At 68.4% G+C, this 26,254-nt stretch carries 18 protein-coding genes; 9 read left to right on the plus strand and 9 right to left on the minus strand.

Annotation, left to right across the window (positions count from 1 at the left end; all coding sequences use genetic code 11):
* Window positions 1–3 precede the first annotated feature (3 nt).
* The 8 genes from LE190_RS00685 to LE190_RS00720 form a co-directional block, all read right to left on the minus strand.
* Window positions 4–1,176 carry an efflux RND transporter periplasmic adaptor subunit gene (locus LE190_RS00685; protein WP_225236918.1) on the minus strand — a complete coding sequence of 391 codons (1,173 nt, stop codon included), beginning with the start codon at window positions 1,174–1,176 and terminating at the stop codon, window positions 4–6.
* 399 nt (window positions 1,177–1,575) lie between these two features.
* On the minus strand, window positions 1,576–2,343 hold the full coding sequence (locus LE190_RS00690; RefSeq protein ID WP_225236919.1) for a 2OG-Fe dioxygenase family protein: 768 nt from the start codon (window positions 2,341–2,343) through the stop codon (window positions 1,576–1,578).
* 40 nt (window positions 2,344–2,383) lie between these two features.
* Window positions 2,384–4,444 carry a TonB-dependent receptor gene (locus LE190_RS00695; RefSeq protein WP_225236920.1) on the minus strand — a complete coding sequence of 687 codons (2,061 nt, stop codon included), beginning with the start codon at window positions 4,442–4,444 and terminating at the stop codon, window positions 2,384–2,386.
* Complete coding sequence (locus tag LE190_RS00700; RefSeq protein WP_225236921.1) at window positions 4,444–4,944, minus strand: DUF6702 family protein; 501 nt, start codon at window positions 4,942–4,944, stop codon at window positions 4,444–4,446. Before LE190_RS00700 ends, LE190_RS00695 begins: the two co-directional genes overlap by 1 nt.
* A 5-nt stretch (window positions 4,945–4,949) precedes the next feature.
* Window positions 4,950–7,334 carry a M1 family metallopeptidase gene (locus LE190_RS00705; RefSeq protein ID WP_225236922.1) on the minus strand — a complete coding sequence of 795 codons (2,385 nt, stop codon included), beginning with the start codon at window positions 7,332–7,334 and terminating at the stop codon, window positions 4,950–4,952.
* A gap of 87 nt (window positions 7,335–7,421) precedes the next feature.
* Complete coding sequence (locus LE190_RS00710) at window positions 7,422–9,797, minus strand: M1 family metallopeptidase (protein WP_225236923.1); 2,376 nt, start codon at window positions 9,795–9,797, stop codon at window positions 7,422–7,424.
* A 130-nt stretch (window positions 9,798–9,927) separates the two neighbouring features.
* Entirely contained in the window at window positions 9,928–10,776 is an 849-nt protein-coding gene (locus LE190_RS00715; protein ID WP_225236924.1) for a phytanoyl-CoA dioxygenase family protein, read from the minus strand.
* Between the two features lie 145 nt (window positions 10,777–10,921).
* Window positions 10,922–11,986: a hypothetical protein gene (locus LE190_RS00720; protein ID WP_225236925.1), complete on the minus strand. Its 1,065-nt coding sequence runs from the start codon at window positions 11,984–11,986 to the stop codon at window positions 10,922–10,924.
* Window positions 11,987–12,236: 250 nt separating this feature from the next.
* Here LE190_RS00720 and LE190_RS00725 point away from each other — a divergent pair, with 250 nt between their 5' ends.
* The 6 genes from LE190_RS00725 (at window position 12,237) to LE190_RS00750 (ending at window position 20,673) form a co-directional block, all read left to right on the plus strand.
* A complete protein-coding gene (locus tag LE190_RS00725; RefSeq protein ID WP_225236926.1) occupies window positions 12,237–13,730 on the plus strand; it encodes a hypothetical protein in 1,494 nt (497 codons plus the stop codon).
* Between the two features lie 8 nt (window positions 13,731–13,738).
* Entirely contained in the window at window positions 13,739–15,241 is a 1,503-nt protein-coding gene (locus tag LE190_RS00730) for a hypothetical protein (RefSeq protein ID WP_225236927.1), read from the plus strand.
* 23 nt (window positions 15,242–15,264) lie between these two features.
* Complete coding sequence (locus LE190_RS00735; protein WP_225236928.1) at window positions 15,265–15,726, plus strand: hypothetical protein; 462 nt, start codon at window positions 15,265–15,267, stop codon at window positions 15,724–15,726.
* Window positions 15,727–15,757: 31 nt separating this feature from the next.
* Window positions 15,758–19,414 (plus strand): tubulin-like doman-containing protein, encoded by a 3,657-nt coding sequence (locus LE190_RS00740; protein ID WP_225236929.1) that lies wholly within the window; start codon window positions 15,758–15,760, stop codon window positions 19,412–19,414.
* An 8-nt stretch (window positions 19,415–19,422) separates the two neighbouring features.
* On the plus strand, window positions 19,423–20,286 hold the full coding sequence (locus tag LE190_RS00745; RefSeq protein ID WP_225236930.1) for a zinc ribbon domain-containing protein: 864 nt from the start codon (window positions 19,423–19,425) through the stop codon (window positions 20,284–20,286).
* 102 nt (window positions 20,287–20,388) lie between these two features.
* A complete protein-coding gene (locus LE190_RS00750) occupies window positions 20,389–20,673 on the plus strand; it encodes a hypothetical protein (protein ID WP_225236931.1) in 285 nt (94 codons plus the stop codon).
* Window positions 20,674–20,691: 18 nt separating this feature from the next.
* Here the strand turns inward: LE190_RS00750 and LE190_RS00755 are convergent, their stop codons facing one another.
* On the minus strand, window positions 20,692–22,707 hold the full coding sequence (locus LE190_RS00755) for a tetratricopeptide repeat-containing diguanylate cyclase (protein WP_225236932.1): 2,016 nt from the start codon (window positions 22,705–22,707) through the stop codon (window positions 20,692–20,694).
* A gap of 286 nt (window positions 22,708–22,993) precedes the next feature.
* Between LE190_RS00755 and LE190_RS00760 the strand changes: the two genes are divergently transcribed.
* The 3 genes from LE190_RS00760 (at window position 22,994) to LE190_RS00770 (ending at window position 26,252) form a co-directional block, all read left to right on the plus strand.
* Window positions 22,994–23,863, plus strand: coding sequence for an ABC transporter ATP-binding protein (locus tag LE190_RS00760; RefSeq protein WP_225236933.1), 870 nt, complete (start codon window positions 22,994–22,996; stop codon window positions 23,861–23,863).
* A complete protein-coding gene (locus LE190_RS00765; RefSeq protein WP_225236934.1) occupies window positions 23,860–25,419 on the plus strand; it encodes a hypothetical protein in 1,560 nt (519 codons plus the stop codon). The genes LE190_RS00760 and LE190_RS00765 overlap by 4 nt, the downstream gene beginning before the upstream one ends.
* A gap of 80 nt (window positions 25,420–25,499) precedes the next feature.
* Window positions 25,500–26,252 (plus strand): DUF2243 domain-containing protein, encoded by a 753-nt coding sequence (locus LE190_RS00770; protein ID WP_225236935.1) that lies wholly within the window; start codon window positions 25,500–25,502, stop codon window positions 26,250–26,252.
* The last annotated feature ends 2 nt before the right edge of the window (window positions 26,253–26,254 follow it).

Here is a 26,254-nt window from a genome sequence, read left to right on the forward strand (position 1 = left end):
CGCTCAGCGCGCCGCCTGGCGCGGCGCCGCCGGTGCCGCAGGCGCTGCCGGCGGCGGAACATTGCGCACCAGATCCCCGTCGTTCAGGAAGCCCGCGCCGCTGACCACGATCGGGGTGCCGGCCGCCAGCCCGGCGGTGATCTCGACCCGGTCGCCGAGGCGGCGGCCGGTCGTGACCTTCAGCTGGCTCACGCGGCTGTCGCGGTTGAGGCGGAATACGTAGCTGAAGCCGTCGCGCACGGCGATCGCTCCCTGCGGCACGGTGAGGGCGTTGGTCGCGCCCAGGTCGAAGCGGCCGCTGGCGAACATGCCGGCCTTGAGCGGCGCGTTGGCCGACAGGGAAGGCGGCAGGTCGACGTAGACCAGGGCCAGGCGGGTCTGCGGGTCGACGGTCGGCGCCACCGTGCGCACCTTGCCGGCGATCTCGCCTCCGCTGGCGGCGCGCACGGTCGCGCGCATGCCCGGCTTGATGCGTCCCAGGTCGTTCGAGGTGACTTCGGCGCGCCACTCCAGGCGGCCCTGGCGGATCATGCGGAACAGCTCGGTGCCCGGTCCGGTGACCGCGCCGACGGTGGCGCTGCGCGCCGAAATGATGCCGCTGTCCGGCGCCACCACGGTGGCCTGGCGCAGCCGCAGCTGCTGCTGGGACAGGGTGGCCTGGGCCGCGCTGACGCGTGCCTGGGCGGTGCGCTCGGCGGTCAGGAGCTGGGTGACCTGCTGCTCGCTCAGCGCGCCGGAACTGCGCAGCGCACGCGCGCGGCCGGCGTCGGCACGGGCCGCGCCCAGGTTGGCCTGCGCCTCGGCCAGTGCCGCCTTGGCCTGTTCGACATCGGCGCGCACGGTCTCGCTGGCGAATACGGCCAGGGTTTGTCCCTTCTTGACGACGTCGCCCACGTTCACCCGCACCTCGCTCAGGCGCAGGCCATTCGATTCGCTGCCGATGACGGCTTCCTGCCAGGCGGCCACGCTGCCGTTGGCGCCCAGGCCGAGCGGCAGGGTGGTGGTCGAAGGCTGGCCGGTGGAGACGGTCAGCGCCGGGGTCGGCGCGGCCGCCTTCTCGTCCTTCGCGGTGGCGCGCGTGGGCAGGGCCAGGGCGATGGCGAAGCAGAGCGTTGCGCCGGCGGCGGCGGCCAGTGGAAGGGGAATCGTCAGGGGGAGGCGGCGCAGGGTAGGCATGGTCGTCGTTAAGCTCCGGATCAAGCTGTTAAGTGTAGCAAAGATGCAATGCATGCACGATTCATGTGTTTGCCTGGCCGCTGTCTCGTTCGCTTGGATAATGCGATGGTGATTGCGCGGTGCAACAATCCCTGCCGAAGCAGCGCCTGATCGCTATTCGTAGGGTGGGCGGGTCTCCCGCCCACGCGGCGATCTTTGGAAGATGAATGGCCGAGCGGGCTGCAGTACCGTGGTTTGTTCGCGTGGGCGGGGAACCCGCCCACCCTACATGCGGTGTTGCAGCGCACAAAAAATCGCGCTATATTGGAGGCGTCTCCTCCAGTTTTCTCCGAAAATTGGATTATCGCCCGCCAGCCGCAAGCTGCGCGGGCGCTTTTTTGGGGAAACGCGCCTGCGCGTTCAGGGAGGCAGGGTCCAGGCGACGTCGGCGCCCTGGAAGGCGCCCGCGCGCCAGGTCAGCACCAGCGTGTCGCGGTAGCCGTGTTCGCCGAGCGGCTGGATCGGCGTCGATTCGTGGATGACGGCGGCATCGTCGAGCAGCAGCAGGGTCCACGGCTCCTCCATCGTGAAGCGCTTGCCGGCCGGGCCGCCGGCCTCGAACACGCGGGTCTCGCCGCCCTTGATGTCGTGGCGCCCGACCAGGATCACGGCGACGAAATCGACGCCGTCGCGGTGCGCGCCTTCCGGCGTCGGGCGGCCGATACCGTCTGCGGTGTCGATGCGGAACTGGTGCGCTTCCACGTACCAGGTATGGCGCCCGCGCACGTGCGAGCAGACGTCGCCCAGCGCGCGCAGCAGGCGTGCCCAGGCCGGGTTGGCAGCCGTCTGCGGCTCGACCGGCGCGAACAGGCGCTGCATGCCGCCGTGCAGGGCGTTGTACTCGACCGGCTGCCAGTGCGGCCGGTGCGGCACCTGCACCAGGGCATCGCCGCCCTCGTCGCTTTCGTGGATGAAGCAGGAATGGCGGCGCCGCCGGTAGCGGCCGCCGTCCTTCAGGTAATTGTCGAGCTCGAGCCGGTCCCAGCTCGGCGCCAGCGACTGCAGCTCGTCGAGCGTGCAGCCGGCCAGGCGCGCCAGGTCGGCGGGACGCAGCAGGGCATAGCCCTCGCTGCATATGGCCTGCGCCAGCTGCGAGGGATCGGTGTAGGGAAGTTCAGGTGTCGTCATCCGGCTAGCGTAGCATTTTTCCACGCCGCCGGCCCGGGCCCTACCAGTTCTTGCTGAAGCTGAGGCGGAAGGAGCGTGGCTCGATCGGGTGGAAATGGATGTCTTCGACGGCCTGCGCCTCGTTCGCCAGGCGCGATTCGTAATAGTAGTCGATCGCCGAATCGCGCCGGTTGGTCAGGTTGAAGCCTTCCAGTTCGATGCGCATGTCCTTGCCGATCCGGTAGCCGATGCGGCCGTTGAGCGTCAGGCTGGCGCGCGAGCGCACGCTATTGTCCTCGACGAGCGGTCGCGGACCGAAATAGCGCAGGCGCAGTGCGCCCGACCACGGGCCCATGCGCTCCACCGTCAGCCCGGCCTGGGCCACACCCTCGACCGCGCCGGGGATGCGCTGGCCACCGGCTTCGCCGCCGCGCGAACGGGCGCGCGCGTAGGCCGCGTCGAAGTTCAGCGTCAGCCATTTGTTGGCGCGCACGCTGTTCGACAGCTCGACGCCGTAGCGCCGGCTCGGATCGCCCGCTTCCGTGTTGCCGGCGTCGCCGATATAGGTCAGCTCCGAATCGAAGTCGAGGCGGTAGACCGATACCGTGGTTTCCGTCTTCGGGATCGCCACCGTGCGCAGGCCCAGCTCCAGGCCACGCGAGCGCACCAGGCCCGGGGTGCGCTCGACCGCATCGCCGGACTTTGGATCGATGCCCGCCACGGTGCCGCGCGCATCGTTGCTGTGGAAGCCGTGGCCATAGTTGAAGTACAGCTCGGTGTGCTGCCATGGGCCATAGGCCACGCTCAGCGAAGGCGTCAGCAGGGAATCGCGCGCGCGGCCGGTATTTTCCGCGCGGTCGCTGTCGACATCGAAGCGGTAGCCATTGGCGCGCACGCCCACCACCGTGCGCAGGGCCGGGCTCCACATGGTGGCGTTTTCCAGGTAAACGGCGGCGCTGCCTTCGACGATGTGGTCTTCGCGCGTGGTCGCCAGGCGCCGGCGCGCGCGCGTGTCGTGCAAAGCGTTGAAGATGTTGTCGTTCTGGAGCTGGAAGCCGACCGTCATGTCCGAGGCCATGGCGCCGTCCGCGCTCTTGTAGGCGTGCCAGGTATGGCTGCCGTCCAGTCCCGCCGTCACGCGCCGGTCCGGCTGGGCGAACTGGTCGCCGTTGACCGGGTCGTTCAGGAAGTAGGTGAAGTTCGAGTACAGGTCGAGCTGGTTGCGGATCAGGTAGGCGCTCAAGCTGCTCGCCGTGTCCTCGGTGGTGCGGCGCCAGCTGCCCGACAGGCTGCTGCGCTCGGCCTCGCCGCCGTCGCTGGTGTCGAGGGCGTCGAAGCGTCCCAGCTGGCCGCTTGCCACCGCGCGCAGCGGGATCTGGTCGGTGGCGTTCCAGTGGCCGCGGTAGTGCATGGCGGTCACGGTCCAGCCATTGTTGGCGTAGCCGCGGCTGTAGCGCAGCACGGCGTTGATCTTGCGGTAGCCATCGGGGCGGGTCCAGGGCCCGTCGTTCTTCATCAGTTCCAGCGCGTACAGCAGGTGGCCACCGGCCAGTTCCGGCGAACCGGCCAGCACGCTGCGCGCATACCGGTCCTGGCCCAGCGTGACGGCAGCGAGCGGCGCCACCAGCCGGTTGGCGTAGGCGAGCGAGGCCTTGCCGGCCGAAGAGAAATCGCCGTCCGTGGCCGAGTAAGGTCCTTTGCGGTAGTCGAGGCGGGTGACGATTTCCGGGATCAGGAAGTTCAGGTCGGTCCAGCCCTGGCCGTGCGCATGGCTGCGCTGGTTGACCGGCATGCCGTCGACCCAGGTGGCGAGGTCGGTGCCGTGGTCCAGGTTGAAGCCGCGCAGGTAGAACTGGTTGGCCTTGCCTTCGCCGCTATGCTGGCTGGCGATCAGGCCGGGTGTCGCTTCCAGCAGTTCGCCGGGGCGGTAGACGGTGCGGTTGGCCAGGTCCTTGCTGCCGACGCTGCCGGAGCTGGCCGAATCGGTCATGCCGATCTGGCTGCTGCGCGAGCCTTCGACCAGCACGCGTTGCAAGACGAAATCGTCGGCCAGCGCCGGCAGGTGGACGAACAGTGCGCAAACCGCGCAGGCGATGGGGGTACGGGTGGAGCGAAGCGGCATCAGGGTGTGTCTTGTTGCGCCGGCTGTTCGACAGCGGCCTGGGTGAAAGTCAGCGAGCGGATCGCGCCCGCGTTGTTGAGGTTGACGGTGTTGACCTGGTCCGGCAGGAAGTCGACCAGCACGCCCTGGTGGATCGCGGCTGTCTTCGACAGCGGCGTGTTCTCCAGCTCCTGGTAGATCACGACGCTTTGCGAATCGGCCGTCATGCCGACCCAGCGCACCGGCAGGCGCGCCCCGTCCGGGCCCTTGAGCCAGAAGCGTCCCTCGACGTACTTGCGCAGCACGGCCTGGTCTTCCGGATCGGTCAGGTCGAACTGGCGCCCGTAGGTGTTCATCAGGAGCGCTTCGATGTCGTGCGCCATGTAGGTGTGGACGATCTCCGTGCTGCGGGTGCGTTCGTTGAACGCGAGCTCGGTGATCCCCATGTGGAAGCGGTGCGCGCCCGCCGCCGCGCTCACGCACAGCAGCGCGGCGGCGAACAGGGTTTTCAGACGCAGCATGAACATCATTCGGCCTTCGTGGCGGTGGCCGGCGCTTTCGGCGGCGCCAGCTTGGTGTTGAAGTCGCGCATCAGGTTCTCGCCCGCGTCACGGTTGGTCTTGAACAGCTCCAGGCGCGACGGGGTCGGCTTGGCCGGCCAGGAGTTGTTGCTGACGTCGATGTCGGCGGTTTCCCAGTACGGGTCCTGGGTCAGGCCGACGACCGGCTCGTCGGTGATGAAGAGCTTGGTGATCTTCTTCGGCGAATAGCGCCACACTTCGGCCGGAATGCGCTCGATGACTTTCTTGCCGCTCTTCAGTTCGAGTTCGACGATCAAGGGAGTGACCAGGCCACCCTTGTTGCTGAAGTCGACCAGGTAGAAGTGCTTGCCTTCCTTGAGCAGGTTCTTTTCCCAGTCTTCCAGGCCGGCCACGGTTTCATTGAACTTGTTGCGGTCCTTGTTGGTGACCGTGAAGTCGTCGTGCTCGTTATAGAAATCCTTCAGCTCCGGATAACGGTCGACGCGGCGCTGCATGCCCTTGTTGCGCTGGTCGATGATCGACATCGCTTCTTCCTGCTTGCGGGCACGCTGCCAGGCCTTTTCGACTTCCGGGTCCTTGCTGCTCATCGTGTATTCGGTGATGCCGTCCACGCTCACGTCCACCGCGTCGGTGGTATAGAACCAGCCGCGCCAGAACCAGTCGAGGTCCGTGCCGGAAGCGTCTTCCATCGTGCGGAAGAAGTCGGCCGGGGTCGGGCGCTTGAACTTCCAGCGCTCGGCGTATTCCTTGAAGGCGAAGTCGAACAGCTCGCGGCCGAGGATGGTCTCGCGCAGGATGTTCAGGGCGGTAGCCGGCTTGGCGTAGGCGTTGTTGCCGCGCTGGAGGGTGGACTCGGCATTGGTCATCACCGGCACCTGGTTGGTGCTGCGCATGTAGTCGACGATGTTGCGCGCCTCGCCGCGGCGCGACGGGTAGTTGTCTTCCCAGGCTTCCTCGGCCAGGAACTGCAGGAAGCTGTTCAGGCCCTCGTCCATCCAGGTCCACTGGCGCTCGTCCGAGTTGACGATCATCGGGAAGTAGTTGTGGCCGACCTCGTGGATGATCACGCTGATCAGGCCATACTTGGTGCCCTTCGAATAGGTGATCTCGCCGGTCTTCTTGTCCTTCACCGGGCGCCCGGCGTTGAACGAGATCATCGGGTATTCCATGCCGCCGATCGAGCCGTTCACCGAGATCGCGGTCGGGTAGGGGTAGTCGAAGGAATACTTGTTGTACTGCTCGATGGTGTGGATCACGGCCGCCGTCGAGTAGCGCTCCCACAGCGGGTTGCCCTCTTTCGGGTAATAGGACATGGCCAGCACGTCCTTGTCGCCGCTCTTGATGGCCTGGGCATCCCAGATGAACTTGCGGCTCGATGCAAAAGCGAAGTCGCGCACGTCCCTGGCCTTGAAGTGCCAGGTCTTGGTTGCCTTGTTTTTGGCAGCTGAGCGATTCTTCTCGGCGGCTTCCGCCTCTGCCTGGGTGACGATGATCACCGGCTTCCTGGCGGTCCTGGCCTGCTGCAGGCGCTCGCGCTGGGCCGCGCTCAGGACCGCACTCGCATTCTGCAGCTCGCCGGTGGAGGCGACGATATGGTCGGCCGGGACGGTCAGCTGCACGTCGTAGTCGCCGAACTCCAGCGTGAATTCGCCGTCGCCCATGTACTGCTTGTGCTGCCAGCCCTTGACGTCGTAGTAGGCCGCCATGCGCGGGAACCACTGGGCCGACAGGTAGATGTCGTTGCCATCGTCGAATTTTTCGAATCCGGTGCGGCGGCCAACCACGTTCGCCTCGGGGACCTTGAAGGTCCAGGCCAGGTTGAAGGTGGTGCGCGCGCCCGGCTTCAGCGGCTGCGGCAGGTCGATCCGCATCATGGTCTTGTTGACCGTGTGGCGCAGCGCGCGGCCGTCGCTGCCCGTCACGCTGCTGACCTGGATGCCGCCTTCGAAGCGCTGCTGGCTGAGGGTGGCCTTCAGGCTGTCGAACTTGACGCCGTCGCCGCCGCGCGCCTGCCAGGCGTCGCGCGAGGGCAAGGTCGAAATGCGGCGGTTGTCCGAATCGGCGCGGAACATGTTCTGGTCCAGCTGCACCCACAGGTAGTTCAGGGCGTCCGGGGAATTGTTGGTGTAGGTGACGCTGCCCGATCCCGTGATGACGCGCTTGTCCTCATCGAGGCTGGCACGCAGCCGGTAGTCGGCGCGCTGCTGCCAGTAGCGGTGGCCCGGCGCGCCGGAAGCGGTGCGGGTCTCGTTCGGGGTCGGCAGCAGCTCGTCGAGCTGGCGGAACTTGTCGTCGAAGGCGGGCGCGGCGTGCGCGCTGCCGGCCAGGAAAAGGACAGCCAGGGCGGCCTGCAGTGGTTTGAGTGTCATGCTGATCGGTCGTCGTCGATAAAGAAACGGCAGGGCACGTGGCCCTGCCGGTGATGGGCGGTGGTCCGCCCGGGTGTCGAAGATGGCTTACTCGGCCTTCGGCGCCTCGTCCTTCTGGCCGGCCGCTTTCGGCGGCGCCAGCTTGGTGTTGAAGTCGCGCATCAGGTTGCCGCCCGCGTCACGGTTGGTCTTGAACAGCTCCAGGCGCGACGGGGTCGGCTTGGCCGGCCAGGCGTTGTTGCTGACGTCGATGTCGGCGGTTTCCCAGTACGGGTCCTGGGTCAGGCCGACGACCGGCTCGTCGGTGATGAAGAGCTTGGTGACCTTCTTCGGCGAATAGCGCCACACTTCGGCCGGGATGCGCTCGATGACCTTCTTGCCGCTCTTGAGTTCGAGTTCGACGATCAGCGGCGTGACCAGGCCACCCTTGTTGCTGAAGTCGACCAGGTAGAAGTGCTTGCCTTCCTTGAGCAGGTTCTTTTCCCAGTCTTCCAGGCCGGCGACGGTTTCGTTGAACTTGTTGCGGTCCTTGTTGGTGACCGTGAAGTCGTCATGCTCGTTGTAGAAGTCCTTCAGTTCCGGGAAGCGGTCGACGCGGCGTTCCATGCCCTTGTTGCGCTGGTCGGTGACCGAGATCGGCTCTTCCTGCTTGCGCGCGCGCTGCCAGGCCTTCTCGACTTCCGGGTCCTTGCTGCTCATCGTGTACTCGGTGATGCCGTCCACGCTCACGTCCACCGCGTCGGTGGTGTAGAACCAGCCGCGCCAGAACCAGTCGAGGTCCGTGCCGGAGGCGTCTTCCATCGTGCGGAAGAAGTCGGCCGGGGTCGGGCGCTTGAACTTCCAGCGCTCGGCGTATTCCTTGAAGGCGAAGTCGAACAGTTCGCGGCCGAGGATGGTTTCGCGCAGCACGTTCAGCGCGGCGGCCGGCTTGGCGTAGGCGTTGTTACCGAACTGCAGCAGCGACTCGGAGTTGGTCATGATCGGCACCTGGTTCTGGGTGCGCATGTAGGGCACGATCGAACGCGGGTGGCCGCGCATCTCGTCCCAGTCTTCTTCCCAGGCTTCCTGGGCCAGCGACTGCACGAAGGAGTTGATGCCCTCGTCCATCCAGGTCCACTGGCGCTCGTCGGAGTTGACGATCATCGGGAAGTAGTTGTGGCCCACTTCGTGGATGATCACGCCGATCAGGCCGTACTTGGTACGCTTCGAGTAGGTCAGTTCGCCGGTTTTCTTGTCCTTCACGGGACGCGGGCCGTTGAACGAGATCATGGGGTATTCCATGCCGCCCACCGGGCCGTTCACCGAAATCGCGGTGGGGTACGGATAGTCGAAGGAGTACTTGCTGTACTGTTCGATGGTGTGGATGATCGCGTGGGTCGAGTAGCGTTCCCACAGCGGGTTACCCTCTTTCGGGTAGTAGGACATGGCCATCACTTCGTTCGGGCCCGACTTGATCCCCTGGGCGTCCCAGATGAACTTGCGGCTCGAGGCGAAAGCGAAGTCACGCACGTTCCTGGCCTTGAAGTGCCAGGTCTTGGTGCTGGTGGCGCGGCCTTTCTCGGCGGCTTCGGCCTCGGCCTGGGTCACGATCAGGACCGGCTTCTTGGCCGTGCGCGCCTGGCGCAGGCGTTCGCGCTGGGTGGCGGTGAGCACCTGGCCCGGATTCTGCAGTTCGCCGGTGGAAGCCACGATGTGGTCCGAGGGCACGGTGATCTGGACGTCGTAGTCGCCGAATTCCAGCGTGAATTCGCCAGCGCCCAGGAACTGCTTGTGCTGCCAGCCATACACGTCGTAGTAGGCCGCCATGCGCGGGAACCACAGGGCGATCTCGAACAGGTCGTTCTTGTCGTCGAACTTCTCGTAGCCCGAGCGGCCGCCGAGGATCTTCTGCTCGTTGATGTTGTAGTGCCAGTCGAGGCTGAACGAGACCTTCGCGCCCGATTTCAGCGGCTGCGGCAGGTCGATGCGCATCATGGTGCCATTGATGGTGTACTTCAGCGGACGGCCGCCACTGTCGCGCACGTTGCGGATGTTGAAGCCGCCTTCGAAGTTGTTCCCCTCGAACAGGTTGCGCATGGCGTCGAACTTCACGCCATCGCCGCCGCGCGCCTGCCAGGCATCGCGCGAAGGCAGGGTGGCGGTCTTGCGGGCCGCCGAATCCGGCTTGTAGATGTTCTCGTCCAGTTGCAGCCAGAGGTACTTCAGCGTGTCGGGGGAATTGTTGTGGTACGTGATGCTGCCCGACCCGGTGAGCGAACGCTTGTTCTCGTCCAGCGTGGCGCGCATCTGGTAGTCGGCGCGCTGCTGCCAGTAGGCGTGGCCCGGGGCACCCGAGGCGGTGCGCACGGCACCCGGCGTCGGCAGCAGCTCATCGAGCTGACGGAATTTGTCATCGAAAGGCGGAGCGGCCAAAACGGAGGCGCTGAGGCACAGCGCGGCCAGCCCGATGGGCAGACGTATCATATTTCCCCTGGAATTTTAATTGGAATAGGAAAAAGTATTCTAGCTTTACCCATTCGGCAATTGTTTGCTGGAATTGTAAAAAAGCTGATACATGATGCATATGTATCCGCGTCCAGCAGCGCAGCCGGGCTCAGGCATCTGGATCGAAACCGCGCACCGGGAAGCCGGCGTCGCGCTGGATCCAGTTGCGCGGCGAGTAGGCTGCACGTGCATCGGTGGCGTGCAGCGTGAACGCATGGCGCGAGACCGTTGACCGGTTCGGCGCGCTGTAGTGGGGCAGCAGGCCGTGAAAACAGACCAGGGTGCCGGCCGCGGCTTCGAGCGGCACTGCCGTACTGTCGTCGGGCCAGGGCGTGCTGTCCAGCTTTTCCATGCTGATGGTGTCGCCGTCGCGCAGGAAGCATTCACGCAAGGGGCCGCGGTGGCCGCCCGGCTCGGCCCACAGGCAGCCATTGTCCCTGGTCGCGTCTTCCAGCGCGAACCAGAAGGTGGTGACGGTAATCGGGTCGCTGTCGAAGAAGGTGGCGTCCTGGTGCCAGCGTACTTCGCCGCCGATGCCGGGCTGCTTGAAGATGTACATCGATTGCCAGACCTGCGGCTGCTCCAGGCCGAGATCGCGCGCCACTGCGGCCAGTGTCGGATCACGCGTGAACGCCTCGAACACGGGATCGAGGTCGTGCATCGCATGCCCGATCTTGTTGATCGACAGGGCCTTGGGCTGGCGCAGCTGGCCGTCAGGGCCGAAGGCTTCTTCCTCGAAGAAGCAGCGCACCGTGTTGTCCGAGCCGAGGAACCAGGCGTCGCTGGCGCGTTCCTGGTCGCGGGTAGTAAAGATGGCGCGCGATTCTTCCGGGTCGAAGGCCTCAACGATTTCCTCGGCGCGCCGGCGCAATGCCGCGATCTCATCGGGTCCCTTGAAGCCGGGGAGGACAAGGAAGCCGTCACGCCGGTACTGTTCGCGTTGTTCGGTGGTCAGCATGGATGCAGGTCCGGGCAAAAAATGCCATTGTAGCGCCGCGTTCAGGCATGGGCCGGCGTCGTGAAGGTGAGGCGGTGGCGCCAGCGTGTGAGTCGATCGCGATCGCGTCGCCATCGCCGCGCGCGTCTTGTGACATGCCGGGTGATCAGCGATTACAAATCCACGCACCCTCGGCGTAAACCCGTTCCTTGCCCAGGTACACGGCGTCGGTCACCGCGAACACGTCGATGTGGTAGCGCGCATCCTTGCGCTTGAAGCCGGGCTTCGGATACACGCCGTGCTTGGCGCCGAGCGACAGGTGAATGCCGCACATGCGCTCGTAGGTACCGATGTCGTCCACGCGCCGCTCGCGCGTAAAGGCGCGGTTCAGGCCGAAGCCCAGTTCGCGCACCCAGACTTCGCCTTCGTCGGCGCTGATCCTGTCCAGCACTTCCTGGAAGGCCGGGGTCGCGTTCTCGGTGCCGACCACGCGTCCGCGCTCGACGACCAGGGTCACCGGCAGGTCGGGGTGGTTGGAGCGGTAGCTGGTATCGCCGAACACGTGCACCTGCACCCGTCCGTGCACCGCTTCCAGGTCGAGCGCTTCGGTAAACACTTCGCCGATCGGGAACTGGCCACCGACGTTGTGCATGTCGCTGTAGTCGCCCACGTTCAACCTGGCCGGCTCGAAGGGCGAACTGAAATACAGGGTCTCGCCGCCGCCCACCACGCGCGCATGCGGCGCCGCGTCGATGCGGGCCTTGAGCGCGCGTCCGGTGCCGCGGAAGTAGGCGGGATCGTAGGCCAGGGCTTCGATGTAGTGCTCGGACTGCGCACCGGGCATGCGTGACAGGTGCACGTGCTCGATCACCTTCAATCCCAGCTTGAACAGCTCGACCCGGATGCGAAAGCCATCGAGGCGGAAGTTGGTGGACTGCACCAGCACCACCAGGTCGCGCGGCGCCATGCCGTGAAAGGCGGCCAGCACCGCCTCGGGCGTAGAGGCGTCGAAGTCGAGGAAGCGCGCCTGCGGCAGCTTGCGGCGGTAGCCTGCCAGCAGCGCGCGCGCCAGGGCGGTGCGTTCGTCGTAGACCACCAGTGCCTCCTGCGCCGGACCGTGCTCGAGCGCGATCGCAAGGATGTCGCCCAGATGGCTGGCGGCGGCATCGACGGCGTGGGCAGGAAGCTCGGCCTGGGCCGGCAGGACGGTGGGGGCGGGCGTGTCAGGCATATGCATGTTCGGCGGAATTGAGCGGAAATCGGCGCCATTATACGTACGTTGGCCAGAAGTTCCCGGGCCAGGGCCGATTTCGGCTCTGCTATTGAGCCTGGCGGGGTCAGGACGCGCTACCTTGTGTACGGCGCGCCGCGCTGCAGTGGCCGGCGCTATGATTTGAGCAACAACAATAGCCATCCAGGCTGCATCCGCAGGCTGCATTCACATCACATTCCGACGAACGGCGCACGGTGCAAGGCGACGCATGACATATCGATGGGAAACCCCTGCCAGTGTCTGGCAGGAAGACGAGCGCAGCGGGGAGTTCGCGCTGCTGGCCAGCGAAGGCCTGGGCCAGGTCGACTGGCAGGCCGGGGCCCGTGGCCGCCTGCCCGACGTGGCGCGCCTGCTCGGCGCCTCGCTGCCCACCGCCTGTGGCTGCGCGCCCATCTATCCGGAAGGCTTCGCGTTCTGCCCGAACTGCGGCAAGCCGCTGCGGCGCCTGCCGGGCACGCCCGCGCGCCAGCCGGGCTGGTGGGGGCCGGGCGGGGAATCGCTGTTGCCGCGCCACGTCCCGCACGGCCTGCCGGTGACGTCGCTGCCGCTCGGCGACAGCCTGGAAGAACGCCCGGCCGCGCCGCATCCCGGCCGCCCCGACCTGGCCATGCCGGCGCCGCCGAATGCGCTGTGCGTGTTCGCCGCCGCCCATTACGGCTTTCCCGAACAGCGCCTGCTGGCACTGGCCCATACCCGCGGCGTGCTGCAGTACTGGGACCCGGCGGCCGCCCTGTGGCACGTGCTGGCGCCCGACGAAGGCGCGGCCAGCCTGGCCTTCACCGCATCCTGCTATGCCTGGCTGCCGGTGGCGGAGCCGCGCCGCGGCGAGGTCGCGATCGTGCCGACCAGCGCCGGCCTGCAACGCCTCTGGATCAATCCGGTGAGCGAAAGCTACCGCACCGAAACGGTGCTGGACGCGCCGCTGGTGGCCGCACCCGGCACCATGCGTCGCCATATCGCCTGCCTGGCGCTGTTCGAGGGCAGGGTGCGCCTGTGGAGCGCGCGTCCGGATACCGGGGCGGTCGAGGAATTCGCCTGTCCCGACGTGCCGGAGGGAGGCTGGTCGCGCCCGATCGGCTACGACGGCCGCCTGTTCTGGCTGCACGAAGGCGGCGAGCTGGCCTGGCGCCCGGGTGCGGCGCCGCTGTTCACGCCCTGGCCGCCCGGCTGGCAGCCGCGCCTGGACTTCGGTGGCCCGACCCAGAGCAGGGACGGGCGCCTGTGGCACATCGGGCACGACGGCCAGGGCTATTCCTTCCTTGAACTGGGCAGCGAGGCGCCGCAGCGCATGCCGATCGACGGCGCGCGCCTGGGCTTCGCGAATTTCCTGTTCCGGCGCGGCCATCCGGTGCTCGACGAGCCCTGGTCCGGCGAGCACGTTGAAGACCAGAACCAGGACGATACCCTGGTGCTGCCGCTGCTGCGCGCCTTCAACAACAACCGCAGCCAGCCGAGCGGCCTGGTGCTCCGGCTGCACAAGTACACCGGCCGCGCCGAGGAGGCGCTGGAAGCGCGCGGCCAGGGCCGCGTCATCGCGCGCGGCACGGTCGAATGGATCGGCCGCCGCAACGTGATCCTCGACGAAGTGATCCGCCTCTCGCATCCCCTGGCTTGCCAGCCTGTCGTGTATGACGGCTGCCTGTGGCTGCACCATCCGGACTGGAACCTGATGCGCGGCTGGCGCCTGGAAGAAGCGCAATGAAGGGCGCCATGATGCCGATCCTGCGCCCCGTCCTGGTCCGCGTTCTCGCCGCCCTGGCGCTGCTGTGCGCGGCCGCCGGCGCGCACGCCACGCCGCATGTGATCCTGGTGCAGAACTCGGGCTGGATGGAACCCTTCTACAGCGATCCGCAGTCGCCGTTCAAGCCGCTGGTGGGCGCCCTGGCGGGCGCCGTGGTGCAGCCGGGCGAGGCCCTGGTACTGGCTTCCTTCAACCAGTCGCTGCCCGGCGCGCCCTCGCCCAAGGCACTGCTCTCGCTCAAGGCCGAGGGCGACACGGTGCGCCGCCGCGTGAACGCGGCCCTGGCCGGGCTCGACATGGCGCGCAAGCCGAACAGCACGGCGCTGGCCGATACCGACCTGGGCGAAGCGGTGCAGGCGGCGATGAACGTCGCGCTGGCCGGCAAGCCGGGCATCGTCTGGCTTGTTACCAACAACCGCAACAGCCCGAACAACGACCAGGCCACCGCGGCGCGCAACCGCGAATTCTATGCACTGATCCACCGCGGCGCCGCGATCGACCGGGTGGTCGCGTTCCCGCTGCGCATGCCGGTGCAGGGCCGGCACTACCGGGCCAACGGCCTGATGGTGTATGCCTTCGCGGTCGGCGCCGAAGGAGGCAGGGCGCTCGACGCCCTGCTGGCCTCGGGCCGCATCGCGCGCGTGATCACCGAGCGCCCGGCGCGCCTGAAGCCGCTCGACCGCGACACCGTGCGCCTGGCGCCGGTGCAGGTGGAAGCCGCGCCCGGCGTGGCCTTCTCCCAGGCGCCGGGCGGCGCGCTGCGCGCGGACGTCGATCCGGATGCGCGCACCCCGCGCGCCAGCGTGCGCTGGAACCTGGAAAACACGATCTACCCCTACACCATCGCCTCGGCCACGCTGGGTGCGCGCTCGGTGCTGGCGGGCGAGACGCGCGCCATCGCTCTGGCCAGCAGCCGCGTGAACGGCCTGGCGCCGGGCCAGCCGCTGCCGCTCGGCTCGACGATGCAGTTGCCGGTGGCGCAGCTGCCCGACAAATGGTCGCTGGCGGCGCTCAAGTCGGCCGGATCGGCCTATGTGCTGCCGGGACGCATCGAGCTTCACCTGGCGCAGCAGCGGCTGGTGCTGTCGCAGGCCTTCCGCGAACGCATGGCGGCCCTGTTCCCGGGCGATCCGCTGCCCGAGATCTTCACGCCGCCCGCCACGATCCAGGCCTCGAACGCGGTGCTGCCGCTCGAAGTGCGGGTGCACTACGGCATGGGTCCGCTGGCGGCCCTGGGCGGCCTCGCGGCGGCCCTGCTGGCGGCGGCCGCCGCGGGCGCCTGGGCCTATGGCCGTCCGCGCGTGGCCCAGGTCACGGTCGAGGATGAGCTGCGCACCATGCGCGGCCGGCCCGGCACCGTGCAGCCGGTCTACGACAAGGCCGGCACCCAGGTGGCGCTGCTGAAGACGACCCTGTTCGGCCACCAGTTGCTCGACCTGCGCGAAGGCGCGCAAGTGCGGCTCGGCCGCTGACAATAAAAAAGAAAGGAAACCCCATGCAAGCAGACCAGACCGCCACCGCGCCCGCACCTGCACCCGCCGACCCCGGCTTCAAGCTGCCCGAGGAATCGCCCTCGCCCCAGGAGTCGCTGCCGAAGAACCAGTCCGACACGGCCACCCGCCCGGTCGAGGTGGTGCCAGGGGCAGACGCGCCGGTACCGGCCACCGACACCTCGAGCCGCGACCTGGCGATCGGCGCCGCCGTGTTCGTGGTGCTGCTGGTAGTGTATTTCTTCGTGCGGAACGCCTACGTGCACCACCTGGTGGTGCGGCGCGTGGCGCCCTCGTCGGCGGGTAGCGCCGGCTGGCTGCTGTTCCTGGGCCTGGCTTTTCTCTCGGCCGCCGCGGTGCTGGCGATCATCAACGCCAGCAAGTTCCTCACCTTCGCCGTGACCGGACCGCTGGTGGCGGTGGGCCTGGTGGCACTGGGCGCGGCCCTGTTCGTCGGCCGCCGCTGACCCTGACAACGAGAACACAAAAGAGAACACCATGGCAGATTTCCCCAACCCTGCAGCCGTCAACGCCAAGTCGGAGCTGAAGGTCGACCTGCGCCCGACCCTGTTCATCGGCGCCGGCGGCACCGGCATGGAAGTGATGATGCGCATCCGCCGGCGCATCCTGTCGGCGGTCTGGAACCGCCACCAGCCGACCCGCGTGGAATCGATCGGCGACTTCCCGGTGGCGCGCTTCCTGCACTTCGACCTCGATAACAATGCCGTGATCGACGAGGGCAAGTCGCAGCGCACCGACCCCTGGTACGAACTGGTCAAGCTGAGCGACGAGGAGCGCCTGGTCGAACCGCTCGACCTGCCGCAATACCACGAGTCCGACGACAGCCTGGCGCGCTTTCCGCTGATCGAAAGCTGGATGCCGCTGCGCCCCAAGAAGCTGCGCTCGCTCGGCATCGACCCGTCGAAGGGGGCAGGGCAGATCCGCGCGCTGGCCCGGCTCTACCTGTACGACAAATACCCCAAGCTGCGCGGGCGCATCAAGGGTGCGCTCAACGGCCTGGCCAGCAATGCCGGCATCGAGCGCAAGGAAAACTACCAGCGCCTGGGCCTGCAGGTCGATACCTCGAAGTTCCGCATCGTCGTGATCGCCTCCTGCGCCGGCGGGACCGGCGCCGGCAGCGTGCTGGACCTGGGCTGGCTATCCAAGGCCATCGCGCGCCAGGAAGTCTCGGACAGCCAGGTCGACCTGGTGCTCCTGATGCCGGGCGGCTTCGCCAAGGCCAACAAGGAGCGCACCGAGGCCAATGCCTACGCCACCCTGATGGAGCTGGAAACGGCGATGCGCGACATGAACGCGCAAGTCCACTGGATGGACCCGGACAGCATCCAGGGCCGTGGCGCGCCCTACGACGACGTGTACTTCGTCGACACCGCGAACCTCGCCAACAAGGCCACGGCCGACATCAAGGACGTGTACCAGATGGTGGCCGATACCCTGTTCGAGGATTTCGCCTCGGCCGATTTCGCCAACCGCAAGCGCTCGGTGGCGGTCAACCAGCAGCAGCACAAACTCGGGCCTTACAATCCGCGGGTGCCGGAGCAGCGCTTCGGCGACATGCGGCTGTCCTATTCCAAGGCGTATTCCGCCTTTGGCCAGGCGGTGCTGGATACCCAGCAGAGCCTGCGCGACGACATCCGCGCCTACGAGCTGGCCGGATTGATGGTCAAGGCCTTCTTTGGCCTCGTCAGTACCGACGGGCGGGGGGAGGGCGGCCTGGCACGCCGCGCCGCCGACGCCGAGCGCGACAGCTTCATGCGCGAGCAGATGGAAATGGCCGAACGCCCCTTCGACGCCTTTCCGGACTTCCGCAAGGGCACCGTGGACGTGACCCCGTTCACCGAGTATGCGCTGACCAATACGCTGCTGCTGGACAAGGACGGCCGCTCGCTGCTCGAGCGCGTCGAGAGCAAGGTGCAGCTCGAGGTCGACCGCATCATGGCCTCCTATGACATCAAGCTGTGGCGCGAAAAAGTGGCCGAGCTGCTGCCGCAGCTGGAGCGCGACGCGATCCGCGAGGCCGGCGCCACCGCCGAGACCAGCGAGGACCGCATCAAGCGCCACACGGGCGAACTCACCGGGCAGCTGAAGACCCGCGTGCGCGATCGCCTGTACGCGCTGCTGGACGACCGCAAGCAGGGCGGCCTGGAATTCGTGCTGTCGCTGCTGGAACAGGTCAAGGCGCGCCTGTCGCAGCGCGACCTCGGCAATGCCGAGCGCAACAGCCGCCGCTACCGCGACATCCGCGACGCCCTGCGCACGCGCCAGGTCGAGGAATCGCTGAACAACCTGTCGCAGGCCGCCGGCCGCCTGTTCGGCAAGGAGCCGCAGGCGCGCGAAGTCATGAACCACCTCAAGCGCGATATCGCCGACTACCTGCGCTTCCACCTGCTGGCGGTGGCGGCCGGCCAGTCGATCGAGGTGATGCGCAACATGTCGTCCTGGCTGGGCGAGCCGCAGTCCACCGACGAATACGGCAATGCCCAGTGGAGCGGCATCGCCGGCGAATTCCAGGAAGGACGGCGGATGGTGGCGGCCATGCTGGCCGCCGCCGACCAGCGCATCAGCCAGCTGCGCGCGGACGCGCGCCAGGAGCATGCCACCTACATCAAGCTGGCCGGCGACACGCTGCCGCCGCCCGTGCGCCTGACTGGCGACGTCGGCGCCTGGAGCGAGGAAGTGCTGCTGGAGTTCGGCGGTTCGGCGCGCCTGTTCCCGCAGCTTGGCGACGAGCGCCTGCGCGCCGACCTGCTGCTGAAACTGTTCCGGCGCGCCCAGCTGCAGCTGTCCAGCCAGGAGCTGGAGCAGCCGGAGCCAGTCGATCCGCTGCTCGAACGCTTGTCAGGCATGACGCCCCAGGAGCGCCAGCGCGTATTCGCCGAATGGATCCGCAGCGCCATGCCCTGGGTGAATGCGCGCTTCTCGGCCGAGTTCACGCCGAACGCCGACCAGTTCAAGTGCTTCATCGGCGTCGGCGACGTCGGCGCCTGGCGCCGGATGGAGCTGGAACTGCGGGCCGCGGTGCCCACCGGGTACTTCCATGGCGACCTGGTCTCCATTGTCAACACCGGCATCCCGGGCAAGGCGGTGTGCTACATCGAGCTGTCGGGCTTCCCGATGACGGTGCTGCGCGGCCTGCCGACCTGGCGCGCCTCGTACCAGATCGAGAACCCGAAGATCCCGACCCACCTGCACTTCGACGCCACGCGTTTCCGTCACCCGCTGTCGCCCTCGATGGACGAACTGAACCGGCTGGCGGACGACTACGAGTGGTTCCTGCAGGCGATCGCGCTGGGCGTCATCCGCCGCAAGCCCGACCTGGGCGACCGCGAGGCCAGCTTCCAGCCGCGCGGCCAGTACCTGTTCGAGGTCGAGCCGGGTTCGGGTGAATGGCTCCAGATCGGCAACGAATACGCGATCCGCTCGAACGGCCTGCCGCCGTACTACCGCGACGGCGTGGTCCAGGCCGTGCGCCACCGCCTGGCCAATGCGGGCCCGCACCAGCTGCTGTTGCTGGCGGCCCTGATGCGCCACTACCAGCTGCGCGTGTACGAGCCGCGCCTGGAAGTGGACGAGACCGGGGCCCAGCTGCCGTCTCCTTCGCTGCCGAACATCACCGCGCGGCGCCTGTACGACGCCTGGATCCGGCGCGCCGCCGCGCTCGACCCGGGCCTGTCGCCGGCCCAGATCGAGACCGCGCTGGCCGGCATCGCCACCTGGACCGAGACGGTGCCGGATTCCGCCAGCGACGCCTACAGCTGGGAAGTCGAGCGGCCGGTGGACAAGCGCGTGATCCTGCCCGAGTACCTGGCCAGCGACGAGCAAGCGGCGGTGCTGCTGCAGCGGCGCGCGGCGCCCGCGCAGCGGCTTGACGCGCCGCTGGACCTGGCGAAGGTCCCGGCGCGCTACAAGCTGTTCGTGCAGGGTGCCCAGCGCGGTCCGTTCACGCTCGAGGACATCGCACGCCAGGCCGCGCGCGGCGAGATCGACGCTGGCACGCGCGCCTGGAACATGGCCTGGAACCCGCGGCTGGACAAGTGGAGCACGGTCGGCGCACTGCCGGAACTGGCCGCGCTGCTCGATGACCCGGTACCCGATCCCGAGGATGCCGGCGACGGCGTTCCCGATCCGGAATGAAGGACGGCATGGCGCACCAGGACACGCTCTACCGCTGCATCGCCCCGCACTGCGGGCGCCTGATGCCGAGACGGGTGAACTTCTGCCCGTGGTGCGGCACGGCCCAGCAGGCCGCGCTGCCTGCCGCGGACGCGCCGGTGCTGGCCAAGGCAGCGGCACAGGCACAGGCGCAGGCGCAGGCGCCGGCCCAGCCCGTCCCGGCCCAGGCGCCACCGGCCGCGGCAGGGGCGGCAGCGGCGCAGGCACCCGTGCCCACTCCTGCAGCCGGCCCGGCAGCGGCGGCCGGCGCCACGCCTTCCCCGGCGCCGGCACCGGCGGCCTCCACGCAGTCGCCGCCGGCGTCGCGCCATGCGCCAGGCATACCGCCGCCGCCCGGCGTCGGCCGCCAGGCGCGCGCGGAGCCCACCGCCGCGCCGCCGCCGAGGCGCGCCCCAATCCGCCTGCGCTGGTGGATCCTGGCGCTCGCCGCGCTCTGGATCATCTGGCTCAGCGTGCGTCCGGAAGGCACGCGCATCGAGCGGCGCATGGAGCGGGCAGTGGCGCTGGCGGTGGAATGCAAGGCGCGCGACGCCCAGGACGAGCTGATCACGCTGCGCCGTACACGCGCCACGCCCGAGCAGCTGCGCCAAGTGCAGCAGTCGCTGAACAAGGCCGCCGCCGACTGCACCCGCGCCGAACAGCGCGCCCGGGCCTGGAGCGATACCAGCGCCGCGGTCGACAAGCTGCGGCGCGCGCGTTCCTACGACAAGGCGCTGGCGCGGCTGGCAACATTCACGAAGCGCTGGGGCGAGGATGCGCAGAGCCGCGCGCTGCGGCAGGACATCGTCGATGCGCGCGACCACCCGCTGGCCGATCCCGCGCGCGGGGAGTGAAGCGGCTGGCCCGAAACGTCAGCCGCGTTTGCGGCGGGCGGTGTATCCTTTCTGGCAAGCAGACAGGCGGGGTTCCATATGAAAACACGCACGAAGACAGGCATGTTGGGCACGCTCCTAATAGTGGCGTCTCTAGCAGGCTGCAGCCGCGAGGAAGAAGCGGTCGGTCCGGCCCAGCGCGCCGGCAAGGCGCTCGACGACGCGGGCGCGAAGGTCACGCGCCAGCTGGACAATGAACTGGCCAGGGCCGACCGCGCCACGCGCGAGGCGCGCGAAAAGATCAAGGATGCCACCCAGGACGCCAAGGGCGGCTTGAAACGGGCCACCGAGGAAGTCGGCAGGAAGGTCGAGGACGTCGGCGAAAAAATCCAGGATGCGGCCGACTAGCGGCCGCCCGCGTACCGCTCAGGCGGCCTGCACGGCGCTCGCCTGGTTGCCCAGCACCACCGACATCTTGACCTTGCCGGCGCGCCAGGCGCCTTCGAGGTTCTGCTCGATGTCTTCCATGCATACCTGGCCCGCGTCGGCGAAACCCTGCACGCCGTAGGCGCGGTTGCGGCCGTGTGACTTGGCCATGTACAGGGCCATGTCCACCATGTTGACCGCGCGTTCCCATGGCAGCACCAGGCCGCCGCAGGACAGGGGGAAGGGCGCGAAGCCGATCGACACGTTCACCGCCAGCCGGTGTTCGCCATGCACCACCGCGACCGCCGAGATGCCGCTCAGGATGCGCTGCGCCACCTCGTCCAGGCCGGAGCGCGGAATGCTCGGCAGGAAGGCCAGGAATTCCTCGCCGCCCCAGCGCACGATCATGTCGGTCTCGCGCAGGATCTCGCCCAGGCTGTTGGAGATCGCGGTCAGCACGGCGTCGCCCGCGGCATGGCCAAAGGTATCGTTGATGTGCTTGAAGTGGTCGACGTCGAGCAGGAACAGCGCGCCGCACTGGTCGGGGCCGGCCTGGACCGGCGCCTGGGGCGTGGTGCGCATGTAGTCGAGGAAGTGGCGACGGTTGTACAGCCCGGTCAGGGGGTCGCGCACGCTCTGCTGCTTGAGTTCCTTGTTCTTTTCGTGCAGCTGGGCGTTGGTATGGCGCACCTTGCGGTACAGCAGGCCGACCACCACCGAGGCCAGCGCGAACACGGCCACCAGCAACCACCAGATGCGCTGCTGCAGGCTGTTGACTTCGTTCTCGCTGCGCAGCAGCTCGATCTGGCGCTGCTTCTTCTCGGTCTCGTATTTTTCCTGCAGGTCGAGCACGGCGCGCTGGCGGCGCCGCTCGAACAGCTCGTTCGAGATCTTGCGTTCGCGGTGGTAGGCGCGCAGGGCGCCCGGCAGGTCGCCGGCGCGCTCGAGCGCCTGGCCGTACTCGACCAGCACCGACTGCAGCTCGGGCTGGTCGCCCAGGTTCTCGTAGGCCGACATGCCGGCCTCGATGTGGCGCTTGCCGTCGACCAGGCGGCCGGTGGCCAGGTAGGCCTGGCCCAGGTTCAGGCGCCCGGTCGCTTCCAGCCCGGCGTCGTTGAGGGCGCGCGCCGCCACGATCGACTGTTCCGCGTAGGCGGCCGCGTTGACGTAGTCGCGCAGTTTCAGGTAGCAGTCCGACAGGTTTACCAGCGTGTAGGCCACCATCGAGTCGGCCCCGATCGAGCGTTCGATCGCCAGGCTGTCCAGCAACGCCTTCAGGCCGCGCTGGTATTGGCCGGTGGCCGCCGCCAGCGAGTATTCGGCGTGCTTGAGGGTCGACATGCGGCCGGGGGAATGGGCTTTCTCCGCCGCCGCCACCGCCTCGGCCAGGGTCTCGAAGCCCTTGTCGTATTCGCGCATCTGGCCGTACAGCTCGATCAGCGCATTGAGCGACATGACGATCTGGGTCGGGTCGCCATGCTTGCGCGCCAGCGCCGCGGCCGACTGCAGGCGCTCCAGCGCTTTCGGAAAATTGCCTTGCTCGGTGAAGGCGTCGCCGGCCGCGATCGTGGCGCGCACCTTCAGCTCGACGTCGTCGGTGAGGTTGGCCAGGCGCTCGGCTTCCCAGGTCAGCTGGTGCGAATCGAGCAGTTCGGCATGGCGGTAGGCCATGTAGGCCTTGCGCAGCAGGCCCTTGGCCATCGCGCCGTTGTGGCCGTGCCTGCGTCCCAGGGCCACCAGTTCCTCGGCCACCGCCAGCGCCTCGTCCAGCTTGCCGAGGCCGTCGTAGCCACCCGACAGCTGGTTCAGGAATTCGATCCGCAGCTCGAGCGGCGCGGCGCGGCCTTCCTGCTCGATGGCGAGCAGCATCGGCATGGCGCGTTCCGGCACGAAGCGGTTGACCTCGCGGATCTGCTCCAGCCGCTGGGCCAGCGGCCGCGTGTCTGCGCCTGCGGCCGCGGAGGACGCAATGGACAGCGCCAGCGCGAGCGCAAGGCACCGCTGGCGTGACGACATGCGGGATGGAAGGCGAAGCATGAACTGGTCTCGGAACGCAGGCTGATAGACATCCGGGTTTGTATCGAAAACCATTATATGCCTGTTGCAGTAAAGAAATACGATTTCGAACTGCTTGTCACAAAAATGATACATATGAGTCTGGCAAGGGATGGCCAACCCGTCCGGCGCGAGCTTCGCCCCCTGTTTTCGACTCCCTGTCGCAAATCCCTTGAGCGGCCCGCGACCGGTTTCCTATAGTCGCTTCAGCAACACACCATCATCGATACGGAGACGGGAGAACGGCATGCTGGAACTGCGGGCGGTGACGAAACGCTATGGCAAGGACCTGAAGGCGGTGGACGGGGTGACGCTTTCCCTTGGCCGGGGCGTGGTCGGCCTGATCGGCCACAACGGCGCCGGCAAGTCGACCCTGATGGCCATGATCGCCACCCTGGCCCGGCCCAGCAGCGGCCAGATCCTGTTCGAGGGCGCCGACATCGTGCGCCGGCCGGAGGCGATCCGGGGCCGCCTCGGCTACCTGCCGCAGGACTTCGGCGTCTATCCGAACCTGAGCGCGCTCGAATTCATGCAGTACTTCGCGGCCCTCAAGGGCGTGCGCGACGGCGCCCGCATCCGCCGCCTGCTGGAACTGGTCAACCTGCACGAACAGGCGCAGCGCCCGGCCGCCTCGTTCTCGGGCGGCATGCGGCGCCGCCTCGGCATCGCCCAGGCGCTGCTGAACGACCCCGACATCCTGGTGGTCGACGAACCCACCGCCGGGCTCGACCCGGAAGAGCGGCTGCGCTTTCGCAACCTGCTGGGCGAACTGGGGCTGGGCAAGCTGGTGATCCTGTCCACCCACATCGTGTCGGACGTCGAGAGCATCGCGACCGAGCTGGCCGTCATGCGTTCCGGGCGCCTGGTGGCGCACGAGACGCCGGACGCGATCCTGGCGCGCGCACGCGGCCAGGTGTGGAGCGCCAGCGTGGCAGAGGCCGACTATGGCGCGCTGCGCGAGCGGGTGCGGGTGCTGCAGGCACAGCGCCAGGACGGACGCATGCTGCTGCGCATCGCGCATCCGGAACTGCCCTGCCTGGGTGCGCGCGCCGCCGAGCCGAGCCTGGAAGAAGCGCTGATGGCGCAGCGCTATGCGCTGCAGGCGGAGGCGGCATGAGCGCGGGCCAGGTGTACGTGCTGGCGGCGAACGAAGTCAGGCTGCGCCTGCGCCGCCTGTCCACCCTGGCCGCGCTGCTGGCGGTGGTGGCGGTGAGCTGGGCGATGATCACCGATACCGGCAGCGGCCGCGCCCTGATGGTGCTGAAGGATGCGCGCGTGCTGTACACCAGTTCCGCGCTGGCGATGGGCAGCGCCACCATGGCCAGCCTGCTGTTCAGCCTGGCGGGCTTCTACCTGGCGCGCGGGCGCACCGGCGAAGACCTGCGCAGCGGGATCGGCGGCGTGATCGGCGCCAGCGCGGCCGGCAACAGCCTGCTGGTGGCCAGCCGCTGGCTCGGCGCCCTCGCTTTCCTGGTGCTGCTGCTGGGCGGCTTCATGCTGACCACCTTCGCCTGCCACCTGCTGCGTGGCGACGGCCCGCTGCAGCCGCTGGTCTACCTGCAGACCTATGTCCTGATGCTGCTGCCGATGGCCATGTTCGCCGCCAGCTGCGCCGTGCTCTGCGACAGCTGGAGTCCGCTCATGGGCAAGGCCGGCGACCTGCTGTATTTCGTGCTGTGGATGGCCCAGCTCTCGATCGGCGCCGCGGTGGAGAAGGGCGGCGCCGACCCGCTGCTGGCGCTGGGCGATTTCACCGGCATGTCGGCGGCCCTGGCCAGCTTGCGCGGCCACGCGGACACCGCCGCCCTCGGCATCGGCATGATGCCTTTCCAGGCCGCGCTGGCGCCGGTGGAGCTGCCGCAATGGATGTGGAGTGCAGGCGCGGTGCGCGAGCGGCTGCTGTCCGGCCTGCTGGCCCTGCTGCCGCTGCTGCCGGCGGTGCTGCTGTTCCACCGTTTTTCGCCGGACCGGGTCAAGGCCGGCAAGGCGCGCCGGCGGCGCTCGCCGCTGGCCGTGCTGGACGGCTGGCTGCGCCCGCTGGCGCGCGCCGTGCAGCCCCTGCTGCGCCTGGCCGCGCGCCTGCCCGGCCTGCCCGGCCAGGTGCTGGCCGAAGCCTGCCTGGTGCTGGCCAGCGCGCCCAGCGCCATCGCCATGCTCGGTGCCTGCCTGGCCGGCGGCCTGCTGTTGCCGGCATCCGTGCTGCCGGGCTTGCTGGCGGGCGCCGTCGCCTACTGGGGCATCCTGTGCAGCGACTGCAGTACGCGCGACGCCACCTGCGGCTGCGCGGCCCTGGGCGCTGCCGTGCCGGGCGGGGAAGGGCGCCGCTTCCTGCGCCAGTGGGGCGCCGCGCTGCTGCTGGGCACGCTGTTCGTCGCGCCGGTGCTGCTGCGCTGGAGCGTGGCCGAACCGGTGCGCGCCGGCGCCGCCCTGGCCGGCCTGGTGGCGCTGGCCGGCTGCGCCGCGCTGTTCGGCCAGCTGAGCCGCACGCCGCGCCTGTTCCTCGGCCTGTTCCTGTTCGGCCTGTACGTCATGGTGAATGCCAAGGGCATGCCGATGCTCGACGTCGTCGGCTTCCACGGCGACGCCACCGCGCGTTCGGCGCTCGCCTTTTTCGCGGCCGGGCTGGCGGCGCTGGCGGCCGGGATCGGCTGGAGCCGGCGCGCCCGGGGGTGACCCCCAGCCCGTGGCGTGCAGGGCGCCCCGGCGCAGCGGGCTATACTCTCCGGGTCCTGGGTCGATCCGAGGGGATGACGATGTGGAAAACACCGTGGTTTCGCTGGGCCGCCGTGCTCGGCTTCGCGCTGGGCGGCTTCTTCGACGGCATCCTGCTGCACCAGATCCTGCAATGGCACCATTTGCTCAGTTTGGTTCCCGGCGTCGATGACTTGCGCCTGCAGGTGCTGTGGGATGGCTGGTTCCATGCGCTGATGTACCTGGTCGCGCTGGCCGGCCTGGCCGGACTGTGGCGCCAGCACGGGGCCGGCGCCGCCAGCCACGGCTGGCCGCTGCTCGGGGCGCTGCTGGTGGGCTTCGGGCTGTGGCACGTGGCCGATACGCTGCTCTCGCACTGGCTGCTGCAGATCCACCGGATCCGGGTCGACAGCGACGATCCGCTGCCGTGGGACCTGCTGTGGCTGGCCCTGTTCGGCATCGCGCCGCTGCTGCTCGGCTGGCGCCTGCGCCATCGCGCTGGCGGGCCAGGCCTGCCCGGTGCGAGCGCGCTGCTGGCGCTGGCGGCCGTGAGCGCGGGTGCCGGGGCCTGGGCCTTGCTGCCGCCGGCGCAGACCGGTTTCGCCACGGTCGCTTTTGCCCCCGGCACCACGCCGCGTGCGGTGTACGCGGCGCTCGACGCGCTCGACGCGCGCCTGGTCTGGAGCGACCGTGCGCTGGGCGTGGTCGTGGTGGCGGTGGCGCCGGAGCGGCGCTGGGACTTCTACCGGCACGGCGCCTGGCTGGTGAGCGGGGCCGGCGTGCCGGCCGGCTGCTTCAACTGGAGCCGCGCCTAGGA

The sequence above is a fragment of the Massilia hydrophila genome, assembly GCF_020208145.1.
Lineage (GTDB): Bacteria > Pseudomonadota > Gammaproteobacteria > Burkholderiales > Burkholderiaceae_D > Telluria > Telluria hydrophila.

What these genes read in the sequence shown, in the direction of transcription:
- LE190_RS00685 (WP_225236918.1), bottom strand. Translation starts at nt 1,176, where the DNA reads ATGCCTACCCTGCGCCGCCTCCCCCTGACGATTCCCCTTCCACTGGCC.
- LE190_RS00690 (WP_225236919.1), bottom strand. Translation starts at nt 2,343, where the DNA reads ATGACGACACCTGAACTTCCCTACACCGATCCCTCGCAGCTGGCGCAG.
- LE190_RS00695 (WP_225236920.1), bottom strand. Translation starts at nt 4,444, where the DNA reads ATGCCGCTTCGCTCCACCCGTACCCCCATCGCCTGCGCGGTTTGCGCA.
- LE190_RS00700 (WP_225236921.1), bottom strand. Translation starts at nt 4,944, where the DNA reads ATGCTGCGTCTGAAAACCCTGTTCGCCGCCGCGCTGCTGTGCGTGAGC.
- LE190_RS00705 (WP_225236922.1), bottom strand. Translation starts at nt 7,334, where the DNA reads ATGACACTCAAACCACTGCAGGCCGCCCTGGCTGTCCTTTTCCTGGCC.
- LE190_RS00710 (WP_225236923.1), bottom strand. Translation starts at nt 9,797, where the DNA reads ATGATACGTCTGCCCATCGGGCTGGCCGCGCTGTGCCTCAGCGCCTCC.
- LE190_RS00715 (WP_225236924.1), bottom strand. Translation starts at nt 10,776, where the DNA reads ATGCTGACCACCGAACAACGCGAACAGTACCGGCGTGACGGCTTCCTT.
- LE190_RS00720 (WP_225236925.1), bottom strand. Translation starts at nt 11,986, where the DNA reads ATGCCTGACACGCCCGCCCCCACCGTCCTGCCGGCCCAGGCCGAGCTT.
- LE190_RS00725 (WP_225236926.1), top strand. Translation starts at nt 12,237, where the DNA reads ATGACATATCGATGGGAAACCCCTGCCAGTGTCTGGCAGGAAGACGAG.
- LE190_RS00730 (WP_225236927.1), top strand. Translation starts at nt 13,739, where the DNA reads ATGATGCCGATCCTGCGCCCCGTCCTGGTCCGCGTTCTCGCCGCCCTG.
- LE190_RS00735 (WP_225236928.1), top strand. Translation starts at nt 15,265, where the DNA reads ATGCAAGCAGACCAGACCGCCACCGCGCCCGCACCTGCACCCGCCGAC.
- LE190_RS00740 (WP_225236929.1), top strand. Translation starts at nt 15,758, where the DNA reads ATGGCAGATTTCCCCAACCCTGCAGCCGTCAACGCCAAGTCGGAGCTG.
- LE190_RS00745 (WP_225236930.1), top strand. Translation starts at nt 19,423, where the DNA reads ATGGCGCACCAGGACACGCTCTACCGCTGCATCGCCCCGCACTGCGGG.
- LE190_RS00750 (WP_225236931.1), top strand. Translation starts at nt 20,389, where the DNA reads ATGTTGGGCACGCTCCTAATAGTGGCGTCTCTAGCAGGCTGCAGCCGC.
- LE190_RS00755 (WP_225236932.1), bottom strand. Translation starts at nt 22,707, where the DNA reads ATGTCGTCACGCCAGCGGTGCCTTGCGCTCGCGCTGGCGCTGTCCATT.
- LE190_RS00760 (WP_225236933.1), top strand. Translation starts at nt 22,994, where the DNA reads ATGCTGGAACTGCGGGCGGTGACGAAACGCTATGGCAAGGACCTGAAG.
- LE190_RS00765 (WP_225236934.1), top strand. Translation starts at nt 23,860, where the DNA reads ATGAGCGCGGGCCAGGTGTACGTGCTGGCGGCGAACGAAGTCAGGCTG.
- LE190_RS00770 (WP_225236935.1), top strand. Translation starts at nt 25,500, where the DNA reads ATGTGGAAAACACCGTGGTTTCGCTGGGCCGCCGTGCTCGGCTTCGCG.